At 69.6% G+C, this 24,072-nt stretch carries 24 protein-coding genes; 13 read left to right on the top strand and 11 right to left on the bottom strand.

The genetic code is table 11. The features are described 5' to 3' along the window. Positions 1-15 precede the first annotated feature (15 nt). The 5 genes from RIN18_RS10500 to rocD all read left to right on the top strand — a co-directional run bounded on the left by RIN18_RS10500 (position 16) and on the right by rocD (position 3,999). A complete protein-coding gene (locus RIN18_RS10500; protein WP_309103916.1) occupies positions 16-480 on the top strand; it encodes a hypothetical protein in 465 nt (154 codons plus the stop codon). Then, a complete protein-coding gene (locus RIN18_RS10495) occupies positions 480-695 on the top strand; it encodes a helix-turn-helix transcriptional regulator (RefSeq protein WP_309103915.1) in 216 nt (71 codons plus the stop codon). Before RIN18_RS10500 ends, RIN18_RS10495 begins: the two co-directional genes overlap by 1 nt. 1 nt (position 696) lies before the next feature. After that, positions 697-1,707 (top strand): NAD(P)-dependent alcohol dehydrogenase, encoded by a 1,011-nt coding sequence (locus RIN18_RS10490; RefSeq protein WP_309103914.1) that lies wholly within the window; start codon positions 697-699, stop codon positions 1,705-1,707. A 181-nt stretch (positions 1,708-1,888) separates the two neighbouring features. Continuing rightward, positions 1,889-2,785, top strand: coding sequence for a dimethylargininase (gene ddaH / locus RIN18_RS10485; protein WP_309103913.1), 897 nt, complete (start codon positions 1,889-1,891; stop codon positions 2,783-2,785). Continuing rightward, the gene (gene rocD, locus RIN18_RS10480; RefSeq protein ID WP_309103912.1) at positions 2,782-3,999 is read left to right on the top strand and encodes an ornithine--oxo-acid transaminase; all 1,218 of its coding nucleotides are present in this window, start codon (positions 2,782-2,784) and stop codon (positions 3,997-3,999) included. The genes ddaH and rocD overlap by 4 nt, the downstream gene beginning before the upstream one ends. A gap of 91 nt (positions 4,000-4,090) precedes the next feature. On the opposite strand, the gene RIN18_RS10475 is transcribed toward rocD, so the two are convergent. The 4 genes from RIN18_RS10475 to RIN18_RS10460 form a co-directional block, all read right to left on the bottom strand. After that, complete coding sequence (locus RIN18_RS10475) at positions 4,091-4,375, bottom strand: hypothetical protein (protein WP_309103911.1); 285 nt, start codon at positions 4,373-4,375, stop codon at positions 4,091-4,093. Between the two features lie 58 nt (positions 4,376-4,433). Beyond that, positions 4,434-6,326 (bottom strand): BCCT family transporter, encoded by a 1,893-nt coding sequence (locus RIN18_RS10470; RefSeq protein WP_309103910.1) that lies wholly within the window; start codon positions 6,324-6,326, stop codon positions 4,434-4,436. A 73-nt stretch (positions 6,327-6,399) separates the two neighbouring features. Beyond that, a complete protein-coding gene (locus tag RIN18_RS10465) occupies positions 6,400-7,725 on the bottom strand; it encodes an MFS transporter (protein WP_309103953.1) in 1,326 nt (441 codons plus the stop codon). 5 nt (positions 7,726-7,730) lie between these two features. After that, the gene (locus RIN18_RS10460) at positions 7,731-8,171 is read right to left on the bottom strand and encodes a MarR family transcriptional regulator (protein WP_309103909.1); all 441 of its coding nucleotides are present in this window, start codon (positions 8,169-8,171) and stop codon (positions 7,731-7,733) included. A gap of 85 nt (positions 8,172-8,256) precedes the next feature. On the opposite strand from RIN18_RS10460, the gene RIN18_RS10455 reads away from it, so the two are divergent. The 4 genes from RIN18_RS10455 (at position 8,257) to RIN18_RS10440 (ending at position 12,054) form a co-directional block, all read left to right on the top strand. Beyond that, on the top strand, positions 8,257-8,994 hold the full coding sequence (locus RIN18_RS10455) for a copper homeostasis protein CutC (RefSeq protein WP_309103908.1): 738 nt from the start codon (positions 8,257-8,259) through the stop codon (positions 8,992-8,994). A gap of 128 nt (positions 8,995-9,122) precedes the next feature. Next, positions 9,123-9,980 (top strand): alpha/beta fold hydrolase, encoded by an 858-nt coding sequence (locus RIN18_RS10450; RefSeq protein ID WP_309103907.1) that lies wholly within the window; start codon positions 9,123-9,125, stop codon positions 9,978-9,980. Positions 9,981-10,027: 47 nt separating this feature from the next. Next, on the top strand, positions 10,028-11,077 hold the full coding sequence (locus tag RIN18_RS10445) for a lipoate--protein ligase family protein (protein ID WP_309103906.1): 1,050 nt from the start codon (positions 10,028-10,030) through the stop codon (positions 11,075-11,077). Then, positions 11,074-12,054 (top strand): site-specific DNA-methyltransferase, encoded by a 981-nt coding sequence (locus RIN18_RS10440; RefSeq protein WP_309103905.1) that lies wholly within the window; start codon positions 11,074-11,076, stop codon positions 12,052-12,054. Before RIN18_RS10445 ends, RIN18_RS10440 begins: the two co-directional genes overlap by 4 nt. A gap of 57 nt (positions 12,055-12,111) precedes the next feature. On the opposite strand, the gene RIN18_RS10435 is transcribed toward RIN18_RS10440, so the two are convergent. The 4 genes from RIN18_RS10435 to RIN18_RS10420 form a co-directional block, all read right to left on the bottom strand. Then, positions 12,112-13,593 (bottom strand): carboxylesterase family protein, encoded by a 1,482-nt coding sequence (locus tag RIN18_RS10435; RefSeq protein WP_309103904.1) that lies wholly within the window; start codon positions 13,591-13,593, stop codon positions 12,112-12,114. A 62-nt stretch (positions 13,594-13,655) separates the two neighbouring features. After that, entirely contained in the window at positions 13,656-14,003 is a 348-nt protein-coding gene (locus tag RIN18_RS10430) for a cupin domain-containing protein (RefSeq protein WP_309103903.1), read from the bottom strand. Continuing rightward, positions 14,000-15,403 (bottom strand): FAD-dependent oxidoreductase, encoded by a 1,404-nt coding sequence (locus RIN18_RS10425; RefSeq protein ID WP_309103902.1) that lies wholly within the window; start codon positions 15,401-15,403, stop codon positions 14,000-14,002. Before RIN18_RS10425 ends, RIN18_RS10430 begins: the two co-directional genes overlap by 4 nt. Positions 15,404-15,446: 43 nt before the next feature. After that, on the bottom strand, positions 15,447-15,914 hold the full coding sequence (locus tag RIN18_RS10420) for an Lrp/AsnC family transcriptional regulator (RefSeq protein ID WP_309103901.1): 468 nt from the start codon (positions 15,912-15,914) through the stop codon (positions 15,447-15,449). 192 nt (positions 15,915-16,106) lie between these two features. On the opposite strand from RIN18_RS10420, the gene RIN18_RS10415 reads away from it, so the two are divergent. From RIN18_RS10415 to RIN18_RS10405, 3 genes are read left to right on the top strand one after another with little or no spacing between them, the layout of a single operon-like run. Beyond that, positions 16,107-17,261, top strand: coding sequence for an ROK family transcriptional regulator (locus RIN18_RS10415; RefSeq protein WP_309103900.1), 1,155 nt, complete (start codon positions 16,107-16,109; stop codon positions 17,259-17,261). After that, a complete protein-coding gene (locus RIN18_RS10410) occupies positions 17,258-18,187 on the top strand; it encodes a polysaccharide deacetylase family protein (protein ID WP_309103899.1) in 930 nt (309 codons plus the stop codon). Before RIN18_RS10415 ends, RIN18_RS10410 begins: the two co-directional genes overlap by 4 nt. Beyond that, on the top strand, positions 18,184-19,509 hold the full coding sequence (locus RIN18_RS10405) for an MFS transporter (RefSeq protein ID WP_309103898.1): 1,326 nt from the start codon (positions 18,184-18,186) through the stop codon (positions 19,507-19,509). Before RIN18_RS10410 ends, RIN18_RS10405 begins: the two co-directional genes overlap by 4 nt. Positions 19,510-19,517: 8 nt before the next feature. Here the strand turns inward: RIN18_RS10405 and galE are convergent, their stop codons facing one another. From galE to galT, 3 genes are read right to left on the bottom strand one after another with little or no spacing between them, the layout of a single operon-like run. Next, positions 19,518-20,498, bottom strand: coding sequence for a UDP-glucose 4-epimerase GalE (gene galE, locus RIN18_RS10400; RefSeq protein WP_309103897.1), 981 nt, complete (start codon positions 20,496-20,498; stop codon positions 19,518-19,520). A gap of 45 nt (positions 20,499-20,543) precedes the next feature. Further along, complete coding sequence (galK, locus tag RIN18_RS10395; protein ID WP_309103896.1) at positions 20,544-21,749, bottom strand: galactokinase; 1,206 nt, start codon at positions 21,747-21,749, stop codon at positions 20,544-20,546. Next, the gene (gene galT, locus RIN18_RS10390) at positions 21,746-22,930 is read right to left on the bottom strand and encodes a galactose-1-phosphate uridylyltransferase (protein ID WP_309103895.1); all 1,185 of its coding nucleotides are present in this window, start codon (positions 22,928-22,930) and stop codon (positions 21,746-21,748) included. The genes galK and galT overlap by 4 nt, the downstream gene beginning before the upstream one ends. Positions 22,931-23,070: 140 nt before the next feature. Between galT and RIN18_RS10385 the strand changes: the two genes are divergently transcribed. Continuing rightward, a complete protein-coding gene (locus tag RIN18_RS10385; RefSeq protein ID WP_309103952.1) occupies positions 23,071-24,027 on the top strand; it encodes a LacI family DNA-binding transcriptional regulator in 957 nt (318 codons plus the stop codon). Positions 24,028-24,072: the final 45 nt, after the last annotated feature.

Here is a 24,072-nt window from a genome sequence, read left to right as displayed (position 1 = left end):
CGACGTACGCTTCCCATGTCAACAATTTTTTACATCGGAGGCAACATGGTCTATCAAGAGCGCAACGCCTGGGCCGGACTCGTCGTCACCGTCATCGCGGTGACGATCTATGTGGTTCTCGTCATCCAGCAGGCGGAAGGCGGGCCCCTCACGGGTGTCGACTGGCTGCCGCTGATGCTCGGGACGATCGGAATCAGCATCGCGGTCACGATCGTGCTCAGCATCCTCTGGGGCATCCTCGCGGGGATGAAGGACTCGGAAGGCGTGGGCCGGTCGGATGTGCGGGACCGTGACATCAGCAGGATGGGCTCGCGGGTCGAGCAGGCGTTCCTCGTCATCGCAGGCCTCGGCGTCATCGCCCTGTGCGCCGTCGGAGCCGATGTCTTCTGGATCGCCAACACGATGTTCGCCGGATTCGCGGTGTCCGCCATCGTCGGAGGCATCGCTCGGGTCATCGCCTACCGGCGCGGGCTCGCGTGATGGTCAAGCCGACACTCGTCTCCAACAGCATCCGCACTCACCGTGAGGCGGCCGGGATGACGCAGGCCGAACTCGCCCGCGCCGTCGGCGTGACCAGGCAGACCCTGATCGCCATCGAGCAGGGGAAGTACTCACCGACCCTCGAACTCGCCTTCCAGATCGCCCGCGCCTTCGGCGCCGGTATCGACGACCTCTTCCAGTACCCGGAGCGATGACATGACCACAGCGATACCCACCACGATGCCCGCCTGGGTGCGCCGCACCTACGGCCCGGCCGCCGGTACCCGCATCGAGCAGCTGCCGGTGCCCGTACCGGGCCGCGGCGAGGTGCTGCTGCGGGTGCAGGCGACCGCGCTCAATGCCGGCGACGTGCGCCTGATGCTGGGCGACCCCCTGCTGGTGAGGCCGATGTTCGGCTTCACCCGCCCGAAGAATCCGGTGCGCGGGATGGATGTCGCCGGCACCATCGTCGCCGTGGGACCCGACGTCGTCGGCGCAGAGCGCGGTGAGGACGTCATCGTCGAGCTGCCCGGTGGTGGCGGGCTCGCGCCGTACGCAGTCGTCGAGGCCTCCCGGGTCGTGGCACGACCGCCGGACATCACGCCCGACATCGCCGCATGCCTGCCGATCGCCGGTGGCACTGCCTGGCAGGCACTCGACGCCGCCGGTGTCGGACTGACCGGTCAGGCGACCCCGCGGGTGCTGATCATCGGAGCATCGGGCGGCGTCGGCACGTTCGCCGTGCAGCTCGCCGTGCTCCGCGGCGCGGAGGTATGGGCCACCTGCAGCGCCCGCAACGCCCCTCTCATCGAGGCGCTGGGTGCCGCCCGCACGCTCGATCACCGGCAGAGCCCCCTCAGTGACCTGCCCGCCGAGAGGTTCGACGCCGTCATCGACATCGCCGGAGGTATCGCCCTGCGCGACCTGCAGCGGCTCGTCGCGCCCGGGGGATCGGTCGTGCTCACGACAGGGGATGGCGGACACATCATGGGTCCGGTTCCGCGCATGCTGAAGGCCCTTCTCCTGTCGATCGGTCGGAGGCCCCGCATCCGATCGCTCGCGGCGACGAGCCGACCGGAGGTGCTGCGGAAGCTGCTGGCTCTGGTCGCGGAGGGGCGCATCGTCCCGGTGATCGAGCGGGAATGGCCGTTCGACGACGCGGCGTCGGCGCTCGCTCATGTCGAAGCCGGTCATACTGTCGGCAAGGTGGTGGTCCGCGCGGCGTGACCCGGGAACCGGGGTGAAACCGGCCGCGGGTGAATCGGGCGCTCTGGCGGTGCACAGGCGCCGGGTGACACAATGGACACTGGCGTGCCCGAGTCGCATCTTCCTCGCGCAGTTTCGCAGCGAGTCGAAGGACCGCCGGGCCCCTGGACAGCGTCCGCCGCATCTCTTTCGAGGAGCCTTCATGTCTTTTGAAAGCACACTGTCCACGCATGACACCGCTGTGACGACCGCCCCCACCCGCACCGCGCACCGCCGCCACTACCTGATGTGCCGGCCGGAGCACTTCACCGTGAGCTATGCGATCAACCCGTGGATGGAGCCGGCCAATCCGACCGACACCGCCAATGCGGTCGCGCAGTGGCAGCAGCTGTACGACCTGTACCGCGAACTCGGCCACGAGGTCGAGCTCATCGAGCCGCTCGCGGGCTACCCCGACATGGTGTACACCGCCAACGGCGGCTTCCTCATCGACGGCCGCGCGTACGTGCCGAAGTTCCGGTTCGCCGAGCGCGCCGGTGAGGCGCCTGCCTTCGCCGACTGGTTCCGCGCCAACGGCTACGACACGGTGCTCCCCGAAGAGGTCAACGAGGGCGAAGGCGACTTCCTGCTCGTCGGTGATGTGATCCTCGCCGGCACCGGATTCCGCTCCACCGGCGACAGCCACCATGAGGTGGGCGAGGTCTTCGGCCGGGAGGTCGTCTCGCTCAACCTCGTCGACCCCCGGTTCTACCACCTCGACACCGCCATCGCGGTCCTCGACCCGGTCGAGGGCGTCGAGAACGGCGGCCCGGAGCGCGCGAACATCGCCTACCTCCCCGGCGCGTTCGACGATGCGAGCCGCGCGATCCTCGAGGAGCGGTACCCCGATGCGATCCTCGTCTCGGACGAGGACGGTTCGGTGTTCGGCCTCAACTCCTCGAGCGACGGCTACAACGTCATCATCTCGCCGCGGGCGACGGGCTTCGAGCGGCAGCTGCGCGAGCGCGGCTACAACCCGATCACCGTCGATCTGTCTGAACTGCTGCTCGGCGGCGGCGGCATCAAGTGCTGCACGCTCGAACTGCGCGGTGCGAAGTGACCGCTGCTGAGACCGTTCTCGACCCGTCAGAAGTGATCGCCGCCGAACCGCACGTCGCCGAGAACTATCACCCGCTCCCGGTGAACATCGCGCGGGGCGAGGGCTCCTGGGTGACCGATGTCGAGGGCAAGCGATACCTCGACCTGCTCGCCGCCTATTCCGCGGTCAACTTCGGTCACCGCCATCCTGCGCTGGTCGCCGCCCTCACCGAGCAGCTCGGGCGGGTCACCCTCATCAGCCGCGCGTTCATGAGCGACCGGCTCGAGCCCTTCGCGGCGGCACTCGCTGCCCTCTGCGGCAAGGAGCTCGTGCTGCCGATGAACACCGGCGCCGAGGCCGTCGAGACGGGCATCAAGGTCGCCCGCGCCTGGGGCTACCGGGTCAAAGGCATCGCCGAAGGGCGTGCGCGCATCATCGTCGCCACCGGCAACTTCCACGGCCGCACCACCACCATCGTGAGCTTCAGCGACGACGAGCAGGCGCGCGACGACTTCGGTCCGTACACGCCCGGCTTCGACGTGGTCCCCTACGGGGATGCGGATGCCGTGGCCGCGGCCATCACCGAGGAGACCGCAGCGATCCTCATCGAGCCCATCCAGGGCGAGGGTGGCGTGGTCATCCCTCCGGAGGGCTACCTGCGGCGCATCCGGGAGATCTGCGACGAGCGGCAGGTGCTGTTCATCGCCGATGAGATCCAGTCGGGTCTCGGACGCGTCGGCGAGACCTTCGCCTGCGACCGAGAGGGTGTCGTGCCCGACCTGTACCTTCTGGGCAAGGCCCTCGGCGGCGGCATCCTGCCCGTCTCCGCCGTGGTCGGCGACCGTGATGTCCTGGGCGTCATCCGACCGGGCGAACACGGTTCGACCTTCGGGGGCAATCCGCTCGCTGCCGCCGTCGGGCTCCGCGTCGTCGAGATGCTCGCGACCGGAGAGTTCCAGGAGCGGGCCAGGGCGCTGGGTGCTCACCTGCAGCAGGGACTGGAGCCGCTCATCGGCAACGGGGTCACCGCCGTGCGCATCGCCGGTCTCTGGGCCGGCGTCGACATCGATCCCTCGCGGGGGACCGGTCGCGCGATCGCCGAGCGGTTGATGGCCCGAGGGGTGCTCGTCAAGGACACGCACGGCCAGACCATCCGCATGGCCCCGCCGCTGGTGATCCGAGCGACCGAGCTCGACTGGGCCGTCGAGCAGCTTCGGTTCGTGCTCGGGGCCTGAGAATCTCAACGGCTCACGGCCGCGACGCGACAAGGGCGGCTTTCCCGGACCGGGAGGGCCGCCCCTGTCACGTCAGACGCGACCGTCTCGATCAGGCGGGTGAGTCGTCGGGATCGAGGGTGCGCAGTGTGTCCTGTTCGGCCGCGTTGTCAGCGCCGAGCTGATCCTCGGTGTTCTCGTCGCCCCCCAACGGGGAGCGCTGCTCGCCGGCGTCGCCCTGGATGGCGCCGCGGGGAGAGTCGCCGTGCGAGCTGTCGCCCTGGATGGCTCCGCCCTGCGTGGCGCCCTGGCCGTTGGCGCCGGTCGTGTCGTCGACGCCAGGGGCGCCTTCTGCGGGATCCTCCGGATGCGGGGTGCGTTCTGTGTTCTCGTCCATGCCAGGAGGCTATGTCGCCGACCCGGCGCCCGTCAGGGGATTGACAAGCCGCGATTCGTCACCGTGGCAGCTGCGGTGCCTCGCCCTCTCCGTGCTCCGGCACGTCCGGATCGTCATGGGCGGAGAGCTCGTCGGCGGAGACGAGGTCATCGACGTCGAGCGTCGCCGGGCCCGAGTCCGACCTTCCATCGCTGCTCAGCAACGCCGGCGACGGTCGCGTGGGGTTCGCCGGCGCCACGGGGAGGCGGAATCGCCGCTGCAGATTGCGTATCCATCGCGGCTGAGCGCCGAGGATCCCGCGCTCGTCATGGGACTCGACCTCGAGGCCGTAGTAGTCGCCGATCCGGTCGATGAGCTGGGCGCGCTCCGCACGCGCGTAGGCTCGCCGCTCGCGGATGAAGGCGAGCATCGTCGCCCAGCACATCAGCAGCAGCACGACGCTGAACGGAAGGGCGATGGTGATCGCCGCGGTCTGCAGGGCGGTCAGGCCGCCGGCCAGAAGGAGCGCGATGGCAAGGGTCGCGGTCACCAGCACGAAGAAGGCTCGGATCCGTCGTTTCGGGTTCTGCTGGCCACCGGTGGCGATCATGCCCATCACGAGCGCGCCGGAGTCGGCGGAGGTGATGAAGAAGATCGCGATCAGCACCAGGGCGCCGATCGTCACGACGGCCGTTCCGGGCACGTGCTGCAGGAGGGCGAAGAGGGCACCCTGGAGATCGACCTCGCCGTTTGTCGTCAGCGTTCCCGGCTCGTTCAGCTCGATGGCAAGGGCGGAGCCGCCCAACACTGAGAACCAGAGGATTCCGAGAAGTGTCGGCACGAGGATGACGCCGGCGACGAACTGCCGCACGGTGCGGCCCTTCGAGATGCGGGCGATGAAGATGCCCACGAAGGGCGCCCACGAGATCCACCACCCCCAGTAGAAGGACGTCCATTGCGCCTGCCATTGCTCGCCGGCCGAGCCCTGGAAGGCGCTGACGTTGAACGAGAGCCCGATGAAGTTCTGGATGTAGTTGCCGATCGACTGAACGAAGTCGCGCAGCAGGAACTCGCTCGGCCCCGCGATCAGGAGGTAGAGCACGAGTAGCCCGGCCATCACGAGGTTGAAGTTCGACAGCCACTTCATACCCTTGGTGACACCCGACAGCACCGACATGAGCACGAAGACGGAGATGACCAGGATGATGATCACCTGCGTCGTCACGTCCGGCTCTGCGATGCCGGCGGATTCGAGCCCTGAGCTGATCTGCAGTACCCCGAGTCCGAGAGACGTGGCGACCCCGAAGAGCGTGCCGACGAGGGCGATCACGTCGATCGCGTGTCCCCATCCGCCCTCGACACACTTGCCGAGCAGGGGTTCGAGCGTCCACCGGATCGAGATCGGCCGGCGACGGCGGTGGATCGCGTACGCGAGGGCCAGGCCGATGACGACGTAGATCGACCAGGCATGCACGCCCCAGTGCAAGTAGGTCTGGCTGAGCGCCTGCTGTGCGAGCTGCTCGGGTGTGCCGGCGACCCCCGGTCGGGGCGACACGAAATGGGTGAGCGGCTCGGCGACGCCGTAGAAGACGAGGCCGATGCCCATTCCGGCGGCGAACAGCAGCGAGAACCAGCTCAGCAGCGAGAACTCGGGCTCGTCATCGTCGCGCCCCAGCTTGATGTCGCCGAACCGGCTGAAGCCGAGAAACAGGCTGAAGGCGACGAAGAAGGCCGCGATCAGCACGTAATACCAGTTGAACGCGTTGACGATGCTCGTCTGGATGACCGAGAACAGCTGTTCGGCCAGATGGGGCGCGGCGAGCGTGAAGGCCACGAACACGGCGATGATCACCGATGCCGGCCAGAACACCCACCGCTGCACGGGCGGAAGAGACCGTCTCGCCGGGCTTTCGAGCTTCGGTTCGGCGGTGATCTCCCCGGGAAGACTGTCGCTGCTCTCGGATCCGCTCATCCATCCACGGTAGCCCGACGGCGCTCGCCGCGTCAGGCTCGCCGCCTCAGGCCGGGACGATGCCTGACGGCGCTCACTCCTTGCGGGCGGTGCGGATCGGCGTGGTCTGCGCCGCCTCGTCACTGAACTCCACCGGGTCGGCCTCGTCGACGACGGCCAGCGGCCGTGTCTCGTCGAGCGTCAGCAGGAAGCGGCTCTCCGTGCGCCGGTGCAGCCGGCCGGATGAGAGCACCCAGATCGTGCCGATCAGGCAGGCGACGAGCCCCGCGGCTCCGCCGAGCATGATCGCCGCGCGAGGACCGAAGACGTCAGCCACCCAGCCGGCGATCGGGGCGCCGACCGGCGTCGACCCCATGATCACCGCCATGTACAGCGCGAGCACTCTGCCCCGCAGCGCAGCGTCGGTGGTGATCTGCACGTAGCCGTTCGCCGTCGTCAGCAGGGTCACGATCATGAACCCGATGAACATCAGCGTGACGGCATACGAGATGTACGACGGCATGGCCGACGAGACGAAGGCGGCGACGCCGAACCCGCCCGCAGCTGCGATCATCACGCGCACCCGCGCGCGGTCGCGTCGAGCGGCGAGCAGAGCGCCGACGAGCGAACCGATGGCCAGGATCGAACTGAGCACGCCGTAGCCGTCGGCACCGCTGTCGAACTCGATCGCCATCGTCGAGGCGAAGATCGGGAAATTCATGCCGAAGGCGCCGATGAGGAACACCATCACGAACACGACGCGCAGATCGCTGCGGCCCCAGACGTAGCGGAAGCCGGCGGCGAGGCCGCCGCGACTACGGTTCTTCGGTCGGGGAGCGAGGAGCCCGGTTCGCATCATGAGCAGAGCGAACATCATCGCCAGGAATGTCGCCGCGTTCACCACGAACACCCAGCCCGAGCCGATCGCCACGATCAGGAGGCCCCCGACGGCGGGTCCGATCATGCGCGCCAGGTTGAAGGATGCGGAGTTGAGGGCGACCGCGTTCGAGGTCTCAACGGTCGAGACCATGTCGGACACGAACGCCTGCCGCGCCGGAGCGTCGAAGGCGTTGACGACGCCGAATCCCAGCGCGAAGCCGAACATCATCGGCAGGGTCATCACACCGGTGAGCAGCAGCACACCGGCGGCGACGGCCAGCAGCAGCAGCGAGGCCTGCGTGGCCAGCAGGATGCGGCGTCGTTCGAAGCGGTCGGCCACCCAGCCGGTCAGGCTGACCAGCACCAGGGGAGGTCCGAACTGCAGGGCCATCGTGACGCCCATCGCGGTCGCGTCATTGTCGGTGAGTTCGGTGAGCACGACCCAGTCCTGGGCCGTCGCCTGCATCCAGCCCCCGATGTTCGACACCAGGGCGCCGGCGAACCAGATGCGGTAGTTGATGTTGGAGAAGGAGCGGAACATCGCGCTCATCGTTCGGCCACCCTCCTCATGAGTGCACTGGCCTCTCGCAACGTGGCGAGCTCTTCGGCGGTGAAGTCGACCCGGTCGAGCATCGCAGCCAGGAGGTGGTCGCGTCGGCGGATGGTCTCGGCGACGATCTCGGTGCCGGCCGCGGTGATCTCGACCTGTACACGGCGGCGATCGTCCTCGTCGGGGATCCGCACGACGAGACCCTGCTCCTCGAGACCGTTGACGATGCTGCTCATCGAGGGAGCGGTGATGTGCTCACTCTCCGCGAGCGCAGAGATCGTACGTCGGCCGTGCATGCGGAGGCCGGCGAGCACCGCCAACTGTGTGTCGCTCATCGAGTCGGCCGCACGGGCGCTGCGCAGGCGCCGGGCGAGCCGGAACGTGGCCATGCGAAGGTCTGTGGCGGTGAGGTGGAGGGCTTCATCAGACTCAGACATTACTTAGATAGCCTATCTAATCTTCTTGGAAGGGGAAAGACCGGATGCTGCGGGCCCCTGCGCGCGCGGAGGGCAGAATGGACGGGTGACCCGAACGCTCGCCCTGGAAATCGCCGTGCAGGATCCCGCTGGAATGCGGGTCGCCCGCGAGGTCGGTGCCGCGCGCGTCGAACTCGCTCAGGCTCTGGCCCTCGGTGGTCTCACGCCGTCGCCGGCCACGATCGAGCTCACTCTCGAGGCCGCGGGCGACGACGGGCCCGAGACGCACGTGCTGATCCGACCGCGCGCCGGCGGATTCCACTATGACGCGGACGAGCTCGCGACCGCCGAGCGGGACGTGCGTCGCGCCGTCGAAGCCGGGGCGGCCGGCGTGGTGATCGGCGTGCTCGACGATGCGGGGCGGCTCGACGTCGCCGCGATGACCCGACTGCGCGACGCCGCCGGGACGGCATCCGTCACCCTCCACCGTGCCATCGACATGTCCGCAGACCCGCTGGCGACCCTGGCGGCGGCGCGCGCGCTCGGCCTACGACGCGTGCTCACCTCGGGCGGGGCGTCCGCTGCGATCGACGGCATCGACACACTCCGCGCACTCGTCGTGGCGGCGGAGGGTCAGATCGAGATCATGGCAGGCAGCGGGGTGGATGCGGCGACAGCGCCGGCGCTCGCCGCCGTGGGAGTCGACGCGCTGCATTTCTCGGCGAAGCGGTCGGTGACGCAGCAGGGGGGAGTCCGCATGGGATCGGCCTCCGACGGTGTCGGCGGCTACGAGGTCACCGATCTCGAGACAGCCCTTGCGGTCGTGCGTTCCCTCGGCCGCTGACGCGCGAGACGGCCCTCTGCCGCGAGACTGCACTCTCCCGCCGAGGGGGTGGCTTTCCGTCACGTTCTCGGCGCGCGACTGCAGTCTCGCGGGCCGGAGACGACCGGCAGGCTGACTAGGGTGGGGGCGTGACGGATACGCGTGAATTCACCGATGCCCACGGCATCGCCATCGTCTACGACGTGCATCCGGCGGCGGGCACCGCGCGGGGAGTCGTCCAGCTGCTGCACGGTGTCGGGGAGCACGCCGGCCGCTACCCGGCGCTGATCGGCGCCCTGACCGCGGCCGGTTTCATCGTGTACGCCGACGATCACCGCGGTCACGGCCGCACCGGCATCCGCCAGCACGGAGGGCCGGCCAGGCTCGGCCGGCTCGGCAAGGGCGGCCTGCGCGCGACCGAAGACGCGATCTGGCAGCTGACCGGCATCATCCGCGAGGACCATCCTGATCTGCCGCTCGTGCTGCTCGGGCACTCCTGGGGATCCTTCCTCGCCCAGATGCTGGTCAACGATCACCCCGAGGCCTGGGATGCCGTGATCCTCTCGGGCTCGGCCCTTCGGACGCCGAGGATGATGAACCCCGCTCCGCTGAACGCACGCTGGGCGGCAACCGAGGCGACCGGCTTCGAGTGGCTGTCGCGCGACCCCGAGGTGTGGCGCGCGTTCGGGGATGACCCGCTCACGACAGCCGTCCCGCTGCTGAAGCTCTTCGGGCCGATCGAGGCCGCCAAGCTGTATGGTCGGCCCGCGAGGAACCTCGGCCGAGACATCCCCATGCTGCTGCTCGTCGGCCGCGACGACCCGGTGGGCGGACCGCGCAGCGTGCACCTGCTCGCCCAGGACTACCGCACACGTTCCGGCTTCAGCGACGTGACGACGCTGGTCTACCCGGACGCGCGGCACGAGATCTTCAATGAGCTGCAGCAGGACGAGGTCCGCGCCGACCTGCTGTCGTGGCTCGATCGCCGCATCCCCTCGCGCGACTGATCCGGCGGGCAGGAGCACGGGCGCCCCGCGCGGCTTAAGCTGGTTCCGTGCACGGTGAATACAAGGTTCCAGGCGGGAAGCTCGTCGTCGTCGACCTCGACGTGGAAGACGGAAAGATCGCCCGGTTCCGTCTCGCCGGCGACTTCTTCCTCGAGCCCGACGACGCCCTCGACGACATCAACGCCGCGGTCACGGGCCTGCCGATCGAGACGGATGCGTCCGCGATCGCATCGGCGGTTCGTCGGGCACTCCCTGACGGTGCGCAGCTGCTCGGGTTCACCCCCGACGCCGTCGGCACCGCTGTGCGCCGGGCCCTCGTCACCGCGCCCGGATGGCGCGACTTCGACTGGGAGATCGTGCACGACAAGGCCGTCTCACCGCGCATGAACCTCGCTCTCGACGAGGTGCTCACCGCCCGGGTCGGCGAGGGACGCCGTCGCCCGACCCTGCGGATCTGGGAGTGGGACGAGTCGGCCGTCGTCATCGGCTCGTTCCAGTCGTACCGCAACGAGGTCGACCCGGAAGGCGCGGCGCGGCACGGATTCGACGTCGTTCGCCGGATCTCCGGGGGAGGGGCGATGATGATGGCCGCGGGGCAGATCATCACGTACTCGCTGTATGTGCCGGCATCCCTCGTGCAGGGCATGACCTTCGCCGACTCGTACGCCTTCCTCGACGACTGGGTGCTCCAGGCGCTGCGCTCACTCGGCATCGACGCCGTGTATCAGCCGCTGAACGACATCGCGAGTCCCACCGGCAAGATCGGCGGGGCCGCGCAGAAGCGCCTCGCCAACGGCGGGGTGCTGCACCACGCCACCCTCTCGTACGACATCGACGGCCAGGCGATGACCGAGGTGCTGCGCATCGGCCGGGAGAAGCTCAGCGACAAGGGCACGACCTCTGCCGCCAAGCGGGTCGACCCGCTTCGGAGCCAGACCGGACTCAGCCGCGCCGAGATCATCGAACGGTTCAAGGCCACCTTCCGCTCGCTGACCGACGCCGAAGACGGCGCGGTCTCGGCGGAAGAACTGGCCGAGGCGGAGGCGCTCGTCGAGTCGAAATTCGCCACCGAGGCGTGGCTTCACCGGGTGCCGTGACCGACCCCATAGCGCCATCGGCGACGGGGGAGGCGCCGGGTTCGGTGTCGATCATCGAGGGCGACAATCTCGCCGTCGCCCGCGGGCTGCCGTCGGCATCCTTCACGCTCGTCTATCTGGATCCGCCGTTCAACACGGGGCGGCCGCAGGAACGCCAGGTCGTCACGGCACGTCGCGCGTTCACAACTCCTCAGGAATCCGGCCTCGACGCCGCGGCCACCCCGGAATCGGGCCGGAGCGTCTCGGCCGATGCCGCGGAACTGAGGAGTAATGAACCGGTGGCGGCCGCCGCCGAGGTGCGGCACGGGTTCCACGGCCACGCCTACGAGCGCGTCCGCGGAATGCTGCGTGCCTACGACGACCGTTTCGACGACTACGGCGCCTTCCTCATGCCGAGACTCGAAGAGGCCTGGCGGCTGCTCGCCGACGACGGCACCCTGTACCTGCACCTCGACTACCGGGAGGCGCATTACGCCAAGGTCATGCTCGACGCGGTGTTCGGGCGGGATTGCTTTCTCAACGAGCTGATCTGGGCGTACGACTACGGAGCCAAGTCACGCCGGCGCTGGCCGACCAAGCACGACACGATCCTCGTCTACGTCAAGAACCCGAAGGAGTACGTGTTCGACTCGGACGAGGTCGACAGAGAGCCGTACATGGCGCCCGGGCTCGTCACCGCCGAGAAGGCGGCTCGAGGGAAGCTCCCCACCGATGTGTGGTGGCACACCATCGTCCCGACGACCGGTCGGGAGAAGACGGGGTATCCCACCCAGAAACCCGAGGGCATCCTCCGACGGATCGTGCGCGCATCGAGTCGCCCCGGCGATCGAGTGCTCGATCTCTTCGCCGGGAGCGGCACCACCGGTGCGGTGGCCTCCGCCCTCGGCCGTGATGCCGTGCTCGTCGACGACAATCCCGAGGCCATCCGGATCATGCGTGAGCGGATGCCGCACGCCGGCGTCACCCGGCTCACCTGACTCCGCGGTCGCGGGCGTCGCGGTCGCGGTCGGGCGGTCGGTGACTATGGCGGCGGGTCAGAGCAGGGCGAGGACGCTGTCGTACGCCGTCTCGGTGATCTCCGGGTCGGCGCCGGGCGCGGAACGGCCGCCGAACACCCGGGTCGTGCCGGGCTGCGTGCGCCAGGCCGGCCAGCCGGGGTCGCTCTCGGTCACGAATCTCACCGCGGCGGCGTGCATGTCGTCGGCGAGCGACGGCGGCGGAGCATCACCGGCGAGGCCACGCACTCGTTCCAGGTCGAGCGCATCGAACCAGAAGGGCACATCCAGGCAGTGGCACGCCCAGCCCTTGACCGGCGAGACCCACGAGAACCGGTACGCCCAGGTGTCGGCCGCGCCCCGCGACCGCGCCTCCGCGGCTGCGGGAACCAGCGCGCGGAAGATGTGGTCGCTGACATACCGGCCGATGACGGCCGCCGTGCCCTTGGCGCGCTGCTCGGCATTCGCGTCGAGATAAGCGCGCCTGACGTCGCGGTCACGGAGGAACGGTCGCAGCAGCACCGCCGGGGGGATCAGCCGCAGCTTCGCCTGCTCGGTCTCGGCGATCATCGTGAATTCGTCGTCGGCCGCGCCGAGGAGGAGTGGCTTGTCGCTGCCGACCCCCTCGCGGAGCGAATCGAGCGTCGGCATCCGCAGCAACTCCCCGTCGACCATCGGCCCCCACGGGAGTCCGTGCTCGAGCAGATCGGTGAGGGCGCCGATGCCGCGCTTCGCGCTCTGAGCCCGCCGCTGCAGTTCGTGAAGGTGGTCTTCGGGCACGCAGCGGAGGGAAGCTGCGTCGGCGGAGACTCCTGCCAGCGCGGCGAGGCGTTCACCACGCGCTCGCGCGGCGTCGGCGGGAACGTCGGCAAGGGCTGCCGAGACGGCGAAGGCGGACCGGAAGAGATACTGCGCGCCCGGCATCCCCAGCAGCGTCAGCACCGCGCCGCCGCCGGCGGATTGACCGGCGATGGTCACCCGTTCCGGATCGCCTCCGAAGGCGGCGATGTTCTGCCTCACCCATGCGAGCCCTGCAAGCCAGTCGCGCACACCGCGATTGTGCGGGGCGCCGTCGATCCACCCGAACCCGTCGAAGCCCAGCCGGTACGAGAGTGAGACCGTCACGACGCCGTCGCGATTGAACGCTCGTCCGTCGTACCAGGGGCTTGAGGGCGATCCCTCGGTGTACCCGCCGCCGTGAATCCAGACGAGCACCGGCAGGGAACCCGCCGGATCGGGAGTGAAGACGTTGACGTTGAGCGTGCTGTCGCCGGCGATGGCGGGCTCGGGGATGAGCGTGCCGCCGGGGTCGTGCCTGAGCGCCGTGGCGCCGTATCGGGTCGCGTCGCGGATCTCGCTCCAGGGCTCCGGCGCGACGGGCGCCGCGAACCGCAGGTCGTCGACGGGCGGCTGGGCGAAGGGGATGCCGAGGAACGCCGCCGAGGGTCGACCGAACTCCTCGCGCCAGAATCCGCGGACGGGCCCGGCGGCGGTGTGCACGATCGGAGGTCCAGTCACCATGCGCCCAGGCTATCGACCTCGCGCCGCACGGCATCGGTGCCGCACGCCACGCGGCCCGCACCTCAGGCGATGTAGATCTTGCGGAGCGTCTCGAAGACCGTCCAGACCGTCCTCATGCCCTCGGCGAGGCGGACGACCGAACCCGGCGAGACGTCGAGATCGGCAACAGCCGGGTCCTCGAAGGTGATGCGAGCCCGACCGGCGATCACCACGAACACCTCGTCGACCTCGGTGTCGCGCGCTGTGCCGGGCGTCATCTCCCAGATCCCGACCTCGGCGGCACCGACGGTCGCCAGCGGATGGAGGGCCGCCGACGGTGTTCCGGAGAGGGCGTCGTCGGCGGCGAGCGGCTGGTGCGCGAGGGCGATGGATGCGGCATCCACTCCCGTTCCAGCGGCGATCTCGTTCATGAGTCGAAGCCCATCCCGAGCGCGTCGAGGGTCTTGAGGAACAGGTTGCGCCTGCCCTCGTTGTGATCGGCTCGATCCATCGCCGCTCGCACCAGGTTGATCCCGATGGCCGCCGCCGGTTCCGGAGGGAACGGGATCGGCTTCTCGCGCACCATTGCCAGCTGGGTGCGCTCCGTCTCGACGCCGGAGAGGTGATCGAGCATGACGTCGGCGGCGAATCGCGCGGCTCCCACGCCGAGGCCCGTGAACCCGGTCGCATAGGCGACGCGGCCCTTCCTGGCGGTGCCGAAGAACGCGCAGAAGCGGCTCGACGAGTCGATCGCCCCGCCCCATCGATGCGTGAACCGCAATCCCTCGAGCTGAGGGAAGGTCGTGAAGAAGTGCTCTGCGAGACGGCGATGGCTCTCGAGACGGTCCTCGTACTCGGGGCGCACTCTGCCGCCGTAGTGATAGATCGCGTCGTAGCCGCCGAAAAGGATGCGGTCGTCGGCGGAGAGTCGGTAGTAGTGGAACTGGTTGGCGCTGTCGGCGAGCCCTTGCCGGTTCGACCATCCGATCGACGCGAGCTGCTCCGCGGTGAGCGGTTCGCTCATGAGCACGTAGTCGTACACGGGCACGGTCATCAGGCGGTTGCGTGTGAGGAGCGAGGGGAAGACGTTCGTCGCGAGGGCGATGGAGCCGGCCGTGACCCGCCCGCCCTCGGTCTTCAGCGTCACCGGGCCCGAGCCGTCGCCGTCGATCGATCGCACCAGCGCGTGCTCGAAGATCTCCACACCGAGTTCGGTCGCGACGCGGGCGAGCTCGAGGCCGAGCTTGGCCGGGTGCACGAGGGCGCAGCCTTCGCGGTCCCAGGAACCGGCGAGATAGGTCTCCGAGTGCACCTGCTCCCGCACCGCGTCCCGGTCGAGGAACCCCTCCTCGTCGCGGAACCACTCGACTTGATGCGGTTCGACGGCGACCGCGAGCTGTCCGGTGCGCTCGAAATCGGCCCGCATGCCATAGCGCTCGACCGTGGCGCCGATCGCGTCGAGGTTCTCCAGGCCGAGCTGCTCGAGCCGATCGATCTCATCCGGCCAGCGGCGCAGCCCGTTCTCGTGGCCGTGCGTCAGGCTGGCCTCGCAGAATCCGCCGTTGCGCCCCGATGCGGCCCACGCCACACGAGAGGCCTCCAGCAGAACGACCTTTCGGTCCGGCTGGCGCTCCTTCGCCCTGATCGCCGTCCACAGCCCGGCGTAGCCGCCGCCGACGACGGCGAGGTCGGCCGTGACCGCACCGGTGAGACGGGGGTACTCCGTCCGCTGCACGTCGTCGAGCCAGAAGACGGCGAACGAGGTGTCCTTCAGCGCGTGATCGACGACGGATGCCGCCGGCCGCTGACGCTCGAAGACGGTGGTTCCCATGATCACTCCGATATCGGTGCGGGGTTCGCGGACGCGCAGCGCGTCATCTCGTGCCCCAGTTGTAGAGGTCCTTGTAGAGGCCGGCATAGAGGAAGGCCTCGGTGTGGGTCACGCCGTCGATGGTGCGGATGCGCGTCGCGATGAGATCGAGCAGATCCTCGTCGCTCTCGCACACCGCCTCGGCGAGGATGTCGAATGTGCCGAGGGTCACGTTCACATAGGCGAGCTCGGAGATCTGGGTGAGCTCCTCCGCGATGACCCGGGGGTCGCCGATGGTCCGGATGCCGATCATCGCCATCCGGTGGAATCCGAGCTGCATCGGGTCGGTGACGGCGACGATCTGGATGACGCCGGCCTCGGTCATGCGTTGCACGCGCTGACGCGCCGCGGCCTCACTCAGACCGACGGCGCGGCCGATCTCTGCATACGGCCGGCGCCCGTCCTCCTGAAGCAACTCGATGATCTGCTTCGAGACGTCGTCGAGGGCGAGTTGTTTTCCGGAGGTGCGCATAGGCCGATCCTGACAGTTCGATCGCCGCAGGGCAACCGAATTAGTCGATACGAGTAACTCAGGGTTCGGAATTCGTCGTGATCATCCCGCCATGACCGAGAGCGACTTCGCCCGCCGGTGCTCGGACAGGAACCTCGACCGGTCGGACGCGATGTGACAAGCTGAGCGGAGCCGAGCACGAAGGGGGTACTCGTGACGAGACCGCTGGCAGGACCGCAGACCCTGCTCCGAACCCTCAACGGGCGAGCGATCCTCGACACTCTGGCTCAGAAGGGGCCGCAGACCCGCGCCGAGCTTATGGCCGCGACCGGCCTTTCCCGCACCGCGGTGACGCAGGTGCTGCGGATGCTGGAGGCGGCGGGCGCGATCGCCACGGCAGGGGTGGATCGCGAGACCCGCGGGCCGGCGGCCGGCAGGGTGACACTGCACCCCGGCCTGGGCTCGGCGGCCGCCGTGCATGTCGATCATCACGGCGCCCACGTGGTGCTCGTCGACACCACCGGCTCTGTGCGCGCCGAACAGCACGCTCCCTTCCCCCACGCCGCGCCGGTGAACCGAGAGGACCGCGTCTCGCACATCGCGAGCCTCGTCGAGGAGTGCCACCGCGGCGTGCAGGGTCCGCTGCTGCTCGCCGTGGTCGGCGTGCCCGGGATCGTCACCGCCGATGGCGGCATCCGCGACGATCTGGGCCCGGACGGGGGCGCCTTCCGGGCGGCCCTGGCAGCGCGGATCGAATGCCCGGTCCGCGTCGAGAACGACGTCAACCTCGCAGCCCTCGCCGAGCTGACATCGGGAGCGGGGGGCGAGCTGTCGAGCTTCGCGCTGCTGCTGCTCGATGACGGCCTCGGCGCGGGCATCGTCATCGACGGTGCTCTTCACCGAGGAGCATCGGGCGTGGCGGGCGAGGTCATGCACCTGCCGCAGACGCCACTGCCGATCGGGGCTCCGGTGCTGAACGAGGCGGTGATCGGCGACCTCGCGCTCGTCAACGACCGCGACCCGGGGGCGCCTGTCGAGACACACCTCGCCGCCGCTGCGAAGGGTGACCCCGCAGCGCAGCGCATCGCCGACGAGATGGGCCGGCGGATCACCCTCATCGCCGGCAGCGTCGCCCTCGTGCTTGATCCCGAGGCTTTCATCCTGAGCGGGACGGCAGCGCACCCCGTCCTCGTGGATGCGGTCTCGCGCGTCGCCGACTCGTACTCGGCGCAGCTCCCGCTGTGTTTCCTGGTGTCGTCCTTCGGACCGGAGGCGCCGTTGGTCGGAGCGATCGGCGAAGCCGCTTCGGCGCTTCGAGCGGCGGTGTTCTCGCGCGTCCTCGCGCCGTCCGCGAGGATGGCGCGGTGACCGAGACATCGAGCCTCGTCACCCGGCTCGGTTTCGACGCCGGCACCAGGGCGATCATCCTCAACGCGGACGACTTCGGCATGTGCCGCGCGGCCAATGCGGCGATCTTCGACCTGTTCGAGAGCGGGCACATCGATTCCGCGACACTGATGATGCCCTGCGCCTGGGCACCCGAGGCGACGATGTTCGCAGCATCCCGCCCTGATCTCGACATCGGCGTGCACCTGGTGCTGACCAGCGAGTGGAGCCGATATCGCTGGCGGCCGCTGACCGGCACGGCGACGACGCTCGTCGACGGCGACGGGTTCTTCCCCGCCGACGTCGCCACGGTCGAGGAACGAGCCGCAGACGACGACGTCGCAGCCGAGCTCGCCGCGCAGCTGCAGGCCGCCCTCGCCGCCGGTGTGGACGTCACGCACCTCGACAACCACATGGGCTCGGTCTACGGCCTGGCCACCGGTCGCGACTTCCTCGCCCCGGTCTTCGAGCTCGCGGCGCGTCACGGACTGCCCTTTCGGCTGCCGCGGAGCATGGGCGGAGCGGCGGCTGACGCCGCCTTGCAGGCCAGACTCGATGAGGCTGCCGCCGCCGCCGACGCACTCGGCGTCGAGATCGTCGATCGGCTGTGGACGCATCCGTTCGAGCTCGAGGGCGAGGGCACCGCCGACGAGGAGACGTACGAGCAGGTGCGGGATGCGTTCGTCGCCATGCTGCGCGAGGTGCCCGCGGGAGTCACCGAGATCTACCTGCATCCCATGATCGACGGCGATGAACTGCGGGCCACGGTGGACTTCAGCGCCGCGAAGCGGGGCTTTGAACGGCGCCTGCTGGCGGATCCCGTCGTGGTCGAGGCCCTTGCCGACGAACAGCTCGTACGACTCGGCTGGCGCGCCCTGCGCGACCTGCAGCGGGCACGGCGGCGATGATCCTCGCCGGCATCCGCGACCGGCGCATCGATGCCGCGCCCAGCACCGCGCAGTCACTGGCGTTCGGCGCCTCCGGCTTTCCGACGCAGCTCATGGCGCAGACCTTCTCGGCCTTCGTCGTCTACTTCTATGCGGCCCACCTCGCGGTGCCGGCCGGGTGGGTCGCGATCGCGATGATCGCGCACGGCATCCTCAATGCACTGCTCAACCCGGTAGTCGGGGCGCTCTCCGACCGGATCCGCACGCCGTGGGGCCGGCGCATCCCCTGGATAGGCCTCGGCATCGTGCCGCTGGTCGTCGCCTTCATGCTCATCTGGATGCCCCCGGCGCTGCCGGCAGCCGGCCTCATCGCCTGGTTCCTGGTGGTCGTCGCCGTCTACGACATCGCCTTCGTGGTGGTGGTGCTCAACATCTCAGCGCTGTTCCCCGAGATCTTCCGCACGACAGCGGAGCGGGCGCGCGGAAACGTTCCGCGGCAGATCTTCGCGATCCTCGGGATGGTGCTCGGCACGGCCGGCGCACCCCTGCTGTACGGCTTCATCGGCTGGCCGGGGATGGCACTGGTCCTCGGCGGCGTGTGCCTCGTGATGCTGTCGTGGTCCTTCGCCGGCGGCATGCTCGAGCGTCGTGTCCCCGCCGATGCGCGCGCGGCGGTGGCGATGCCCTGGCGCGATCAGCTCCGGTACACCTTCGCCAACCGTGCCTTCCTGCCATACGTCCTCGGCTCCCTGATGGTGCAGACGTCGGTCGCGGTCATCCTCGCCGCCATCCCGTTCTACGTCCGCTACTCCCTGGGAGCCGCCGAGGGCGAAGGCAGCATCCTGCTCGCCGCGATCTTCGTGACCGCGATTCCGGCGATCGTGCTGTGGAGCTGGGTGGTGCGTCGCACGACGCCGCGCGTCGCGGTGCTCTGGAGCGTGGGCGTGTTCGGTGTCGCGGTACTCGGCTACCTCGCCCCCGCCGATGTGATGGGGGCAGCCCTCGTCGGGGTGGGCGTGGGAGTCGGCGTCGGGGGCCTGCTCCAGCTACTCGAGGTCATGCTCGGGCAGATCATCGACGAGGATGCCGCGCGCACAGGTCTCCGCCGGGAGGGCGTGTACTTCGGCGTGAACGGCTTCGTGGTGCGCGGCTCGGTCGTCCTGCAGGCGGTGGTCGCCGCCTGGGTGCTGACGGCGAGCGGGTTCGACGCCTCACTGGGAGGCGCTCAGCCGGGGTCGGTGGACGGCGGCATCCGCCTGATGCTGGCGGTCGTCCCCCTCGCCTTCGCCGCGCTCGCCTGGCTGTGCTTCTGGCTCTATCCGATCCGCACCCGCGACGTCTGAGCGGTGGACTAGGAGCCTGCGGCCCTCCGTGCCTCCCAGCCGGTGCGCACCATCTCGTCGACCGTGTAGCGCATCTTCCAGTCGAGGTCGCGAGCCGCCAGTTCTCCCGTCGCCACGATCCGGTCGGGGTCGCCCGGGCGGCGCGGGCCGATCTCGGGGGTGAAGTCGATGCCGGTGACGCGGGCCACGGCATCCATGATCTGCTTCACGCTGAGGCCGTCGCCGGAGCCGAGGTTGTATGCCGGCTCGATCGGATCGCCGGCCGCCAGACGCCGCGCTGCTGCGACGTGAGCTGCCGCGATGTCGCCGACGTGCACGTAGTCGCGCACGTTCGTGCCGTCCTCGGTGTCGTAGTCGTCGCCGTTGATGCGCGGGGTCTTGCCCGCGAGCAGCGCCTCGAAGACGATCGGGAACAGGTTGTGCGGGCTGACGTCGTAGACGCTGGGATCGGCGGAGCCGACGACGTTGAAGTACCGCAGCGACGTGTGTCGCAGCGGTCGATCGGACTCGGCGGTGGCTGCGGCCTGGTCGCGCAGCAGCCATTCACCGATGAGCTTGGACTCGCCGTAGGGGCTGGCCGGCCGCTTCTCGGTGCTCTCGACGACGAGAGGAACATCGGGGGTGCCGAAGACCGCGGCCGACGATGAGAAGACGATGTTCGCAACCCCGGCGGCATCCATCGCCTCGAGGATCACGCGGGTTCCTTCGACGTTCTGCGCATAGGTGTGCAGTGGTCGCTGCACCGAGACCCCGGCGTACTTGAACCCGGCGACGTGGATCACACCCTCCGCCCGATGGTCGCGGAGGGTCTTCTCGACGAGGTCGCGGTCGAGGATGGTCCCCTTCACGAACGGCACGCCCGACGGGACGAAGGAAGGGACTCCGCTGGAGAGGTCGTCGATGACGACGGGGGAAAGCCCGGCTTCTGCGAGTGCGCGTACCACGTGCGATCCGATGTAGCCGGCTCCGCCGGTGACGATCCAGGACATTGCTTCCTCTCCCGCGCCGCCGTTCGCGGCGCCGCGTCCATTCTTTCAGGCGTCGCGGCGGGCGCCCGCCGACGGAGTCACCGTGAAGAGGTGGGGTTCGGTGAAATCGGATGCTGCGAAGGCCGCCGTCACCGCATCCGAGACCGCGGCCACCGCCTCCTGCTCGATCAGGGCGATGGCAGCCCCGCCGAAGCCGCCGCCGGTCATGCGCGCGCCGATCGCTCCGGCAGCGAGCGCCGCCTCGACGGCGGTGTCGAGTTCGGGCACCGAGATCTCGAAGTCATCGCGCATCGAGGCATGCGACGCCACGAGCAGATCGCCGATCGCGCGCGCCCCGTCCTCGCGCAGCACGCGGACGGTGTCGAGGACTCGCTGGTTCTCGGTGACGACGTGCCGGACACGGCGGAAGGTGACGTCGTCCATGAGTGTCGAGGCGCGCTCGAGGTCGTCGACCGACACGTCGCGGAGGCTCGGGACGCCCATGATCGCCGCCCCGCGTTCGCAGGACGCACGGCGCTCGCCGTAGCCTCCGGTCGAGTGCGCGTGCTCGACACGGGTGTCGATCACGAGGATGGCGAGGCCGGCCTCGGCGATGCCGACGGGAACCAGCTGGGCTTCGAGCGTGCGGCAGTCTAGGAAGATGGCGGCATCGACCTCGCCGCGCATCGACGCCATCTGGTCCATGATCCCGGTGGGTGCGCCCACTGCCTCGTTCTCGGCACTCCGGCCGATGCGGGCGAGAGCGGTGCGGTCAAGGCCCGCATCCCAGAGGTCGTCGAGAGCGGATGCCGTCGCGCTCTCGATCGCGGCCGAGGAGGAGAGTCCGGCGCCGACGGGGACATCGGAGGCGATCGCGATGTCGACACCGCGACCTGCGGTGCCGCTTCGCTGAAGCGCCCAGGCGACTCCGAGCGGATAGGCGGCCCACTCGGGCACCGACGGCGCGCTGCCCGCAGCGGTCGGGAAGAGCGACCCGAGTTCGTCGAGCGACACCTCGACGGCCGAATCGGCGAAGGTCGATGCGACCCGCACCCGGTCGTCCTTCCGAGTCCCGACCGCGGCGAACGTGCGGTGCGGGATTGCGAAGGGCAGCACGAAGCCCTCGTTGTAGTCGGTGTGCTCGCCGATCAGGTTCACCCGTCCCGGTGCCGACCACACGCCGTCCGGCGCGCGCCCGGTGAGATCCGCGAACAGGGCGCGGGCGGCATCCTGCGTCGCGGCACGCGGTCCGTCGATGTGACCCGCGCTCACGCGATCACCTCGCCGACGGTGGCGATCGCATCCCGAAGACGCACGGCGGACTGCTCCGGCGGGATCTCGGCCGTCCACGCCCACATCGCCGCCTCGGAGCCGGCGAGGAACTTCAGCTTGTCGGCGGCGCGCCGAGGGCTGGTCAGCTGCAGGTGCAGGCGCACCGAGTCGCGCCCGACGTGCACGGGCGCCTGGTGCCACGCGGCGATGTAGGGCGTCGGCGTCTCGTAGAGGGCGTCGACTCCGCGCAGCAGGCGCAGGTAGAGTGGCGCGAGTTCGTCGCGCTCGGCGTCGGTCGTCTCGGCGAAATCCGCGATGTGACGATGGGGCATGAGATGCACCTCCAGCGGCCAGCGTGCGGCGAAGGGCACGAACGCGGTCCAGTGCTCACCCCGGAACACGACCCGCTCCGAGGTCTGCTCGAACTCGAGGATGCGCTGGAACAGATCGGGGGCGGTGCGGTCGATGCTGTCGAGCAGGCGAGTGGTGCGCGGGGTGACGTAGGGATACGCGTAGATCTGACCGTGCGGATGCGGGAGGGTCACGCCGATCGCCTCGCCGCGGTTCTCGAACGGGAAGATCTGCTCGACGCCGGGAAGCTGCGACAGGGCGGCCGTGCGATCCGCCCACGCCTCGATGACGGTGCGCGCGCGGGTGACGGACTGGGTGCCGAACGAGCCGGAATGCTCTGGACTGAAGCAGACGACCTCGCAGCGGCCGACGCTCGTGCGGGTGCGGCCCAGGCCGAGAGCTGCGAGATCGTCGAGGCCCCGCGGTGCGTCCTTGGCAGCGGGAGCGGTGCCCAGCGCCTCGGCGAGGGCGGGGCCGAAGGCAGGGGAGCGGTTCTCGAAGACCGCGACGTCGTAGCGCGACGGCACCTCGGACGGGTTGGTCGGCGTCTGCGGCGCGAGCGGGTCGGCATCGGCGCCGGGCATCATCACCCGGTTCTGACGGTTCGCGGCCACCGTGATCCAGTCGCCGGTGAGCACGTCCTGGCGCATCGTCGCGGTGTCGGCGCGGGCGTCGAGCGCGCGTGCGTCGACGGCCCGGTCGGGGCCGAGCGTCGTGTCGGGGTCGTCGTAGTAGATCAGATCCCGGCCGTCGGCGAGCCGCGTGGCACGCCGAACGACACCGGCGCCGAGCTGCTGCGTGCGCAATTCAGGAGAAACATCCGTGTTCACGTAAACATGGTAGGTCACCGCCCATGATAACGTCAACACTCCTGAAATGTGAACGGAGGATGCCGGTGACCGACGACGACCTCGGCGACCTGATGCCGCCCCGCCGCCCGCATCACCGCCCGGCGTCGACTCGAGTGTCGATGGCGCAGGTCGCGCAGCGCGCCGGAGTTTCGGGGCAGACCGTGTCGCGGGTCGTCAACGACAGCCCTCGCGTCGATCCGGCCACCAGGGAACGCGTCGAACGGGCCATGCGAGACCTCGGCTACCGGCCGCATCGTGCAGCACGGGCACTGCGCACCGGCCGGTCGCGCACGATCGGGCTCGTCGTCACGACCCTCGTGACCGTCGGCAACTCCCGGATGCTGCAGGCCACGGCCGAGGCGGCCGCCGAACGCGGCTATGCGCTGACGCTCATCACCGCATCCGGTGGCGTGGCTGCGGCGTTCGATCGGCTCGCCGAGCAGGAGGTCGACGGCGCGATCGTCCTGAACGAGGCGTCGGCGCAGGTGTCGGCCGATGCGCGTCCGACCGGCCTTCGGCTCGTCGTGGTCGACGCACCGACCTCCGCCGGCTTCACCGCCGTGCACAGCGATCACGCCGGGGGAGCGGCAGCCGCTACGACGCACCTGCTGGAGCTCGGGCATCCGACCGTTCACCATCTCGCCGGCCCTGCCGATTCCTTCGCCGCGACCGAACGCGAGCGCGGCTGGCGGGAGACCCTCGCTGCCGCCGGGACCGACGCGCCCCCGGTGGTGCGGGGCGACTGGAGCGCCGAAGCCGGCCACGGCGCTGCGGCCGCGCTCGCCACGGCCACCGCGGTCTTCTGCGCCAACGACCAGATGGCGCTCGGGCTGCTGCGGGCCCTCGCCGACGACGGTCGAAGGGTGCCCGAGGATGTGAGCGTGATCGGGTTCGACGACGTGCCGGATGCCGCGAACTACCGCCCGCCGCTGACCACGATCCGTCAGGACTTCACGGCCCTCGCCGGCCGTGCGGTCGAGGCACTGGTGGCCGACATCGAGGGGTCGACCGAGACACCGGGCGCCACGGTCATCCCGACCTTGCTGATCGAACGCGACAGCGCCCGACGACGCTGATCGAACGCGACAGCGCGCGCTGAACCTCGTGCCGAGCGGGCGGCC

This window comes from Microbacterium sp. (genome assembly GCF_031179285.1).
Taxonomy (GTDB): Bacteria; Actinomycetota; Actinomycetes; order Actinomycetales; family Microbacteriaceae; genus Microbacterium.
The sequence above is the reverse complement of the archived record's forward strand: the minus strand, read 5'-3'. Positions and strand labels throughout refer to the sequence as shown.

Bases quoted from the DNA above. Each gene is read 5' to 3' on its own strand.
- RIN18_RS10500 (WP_309103916.1), top strand. From the start codon at position 16: ATGTCAACAATTTTTTACATCGGAGGCAACATGGTCTATCAAGAGCGC.
- RIN18_RS10495 (WP_309103915.1), top strand. From the start codon at position 480: ATGGTCAAGCCGACACTCGTCTCCAACAGCATCCGCACTCACCGTGAG.
- RIN18_RS10490 (WP_309103914.1), top strand. From the start codon at position 697: ATGACCACAGCGATACCCACCACGATGCCCGCCTGGGTGCGCCGCACC.
- ddaH (WP_309103913.1), top strand. From the start codon at position 1,889: ATGTCTTTTGAAAGCACACTGTCCACGCATGACACCGCTGTGACGACC.
- RIN18_RS10475 (WP_309103911.1), bottom strand. From the start codon at position 4,375: ATGGACGAGAACACAGAACGCACCCCGCATCCGGAGGATCCCGCAGAA.
- RIN18_RS10470 (WP_309103910.1), bottom strand. From the start codon at position 6,326: ATGAGCGGATCCGAGAGCAGCGACAGTCTTCCCGGGGAGATCACCGCC.
- RIN18_RS10465 (WP_309103953.1), bottom strand. From the start codon at position 7,725: ATGTTCCGCTCCTTCTCCAACATCAACTACCGCATCTGGTTCGCCGGC.
- RIN18_RS10460 (WP_309103909.1), bottom strand. From the start codon at position 8,171: ATGTCTGAGTCTGATGAAGCCCTCCACCTCACCGCCACAGACCTTCGC.
- RIN18_RS10435 (WP_309103904.1), bottom strand. From the start codon at position 13,593: ATGGTGACTGGACCTCCGATCGTGCACACCGCCGCCGGGCCCGTCCGC.
- RIN18_RS10430 (WP_309103903.1), bottom strand. From the start codon at position 14,003: ATGAACGAGATCGCCGCTGGAACGGGAGTGGATGCCGCATCCATCGCC.
- RIN18_RS10425 (WP_309103902.1), bottom strand. From the start codon at position 15,403: ATGGGAACCACCGTCTTCGAGCGTCAGCGGCCGGCGGCATCCGTCGTC.
- RIN18_RS10420 (WP_309103901.1), bottom strand. From the start codon at position 15,914: ATGCGCACCTCCGGAAAACAACTCGCCCTCGACGACGTCTCGAAGCAG.
- RIN18_RS10405 (WP_309103898.1), top strand. From the start codon at position 18,184: ATGATCCTCGCCGGCATCCGCGACCGGCGCATCGATGCCGCGCCCAGC.
- galE (WP_309103897.1), bottom strand. From the start codon at position 20,498: ATGTCCTGGATCGTCACCGGCGGAGCCGGCTACATCGGATCGCACGTG.
- RIN18_RS10385 (WP_309103952.1), top strand. From the start codon at position 23,071: ATGGCGCAGGTCGCGCAGCGCGCCGGAGTTTCGGGGCAGACCGTGTCG.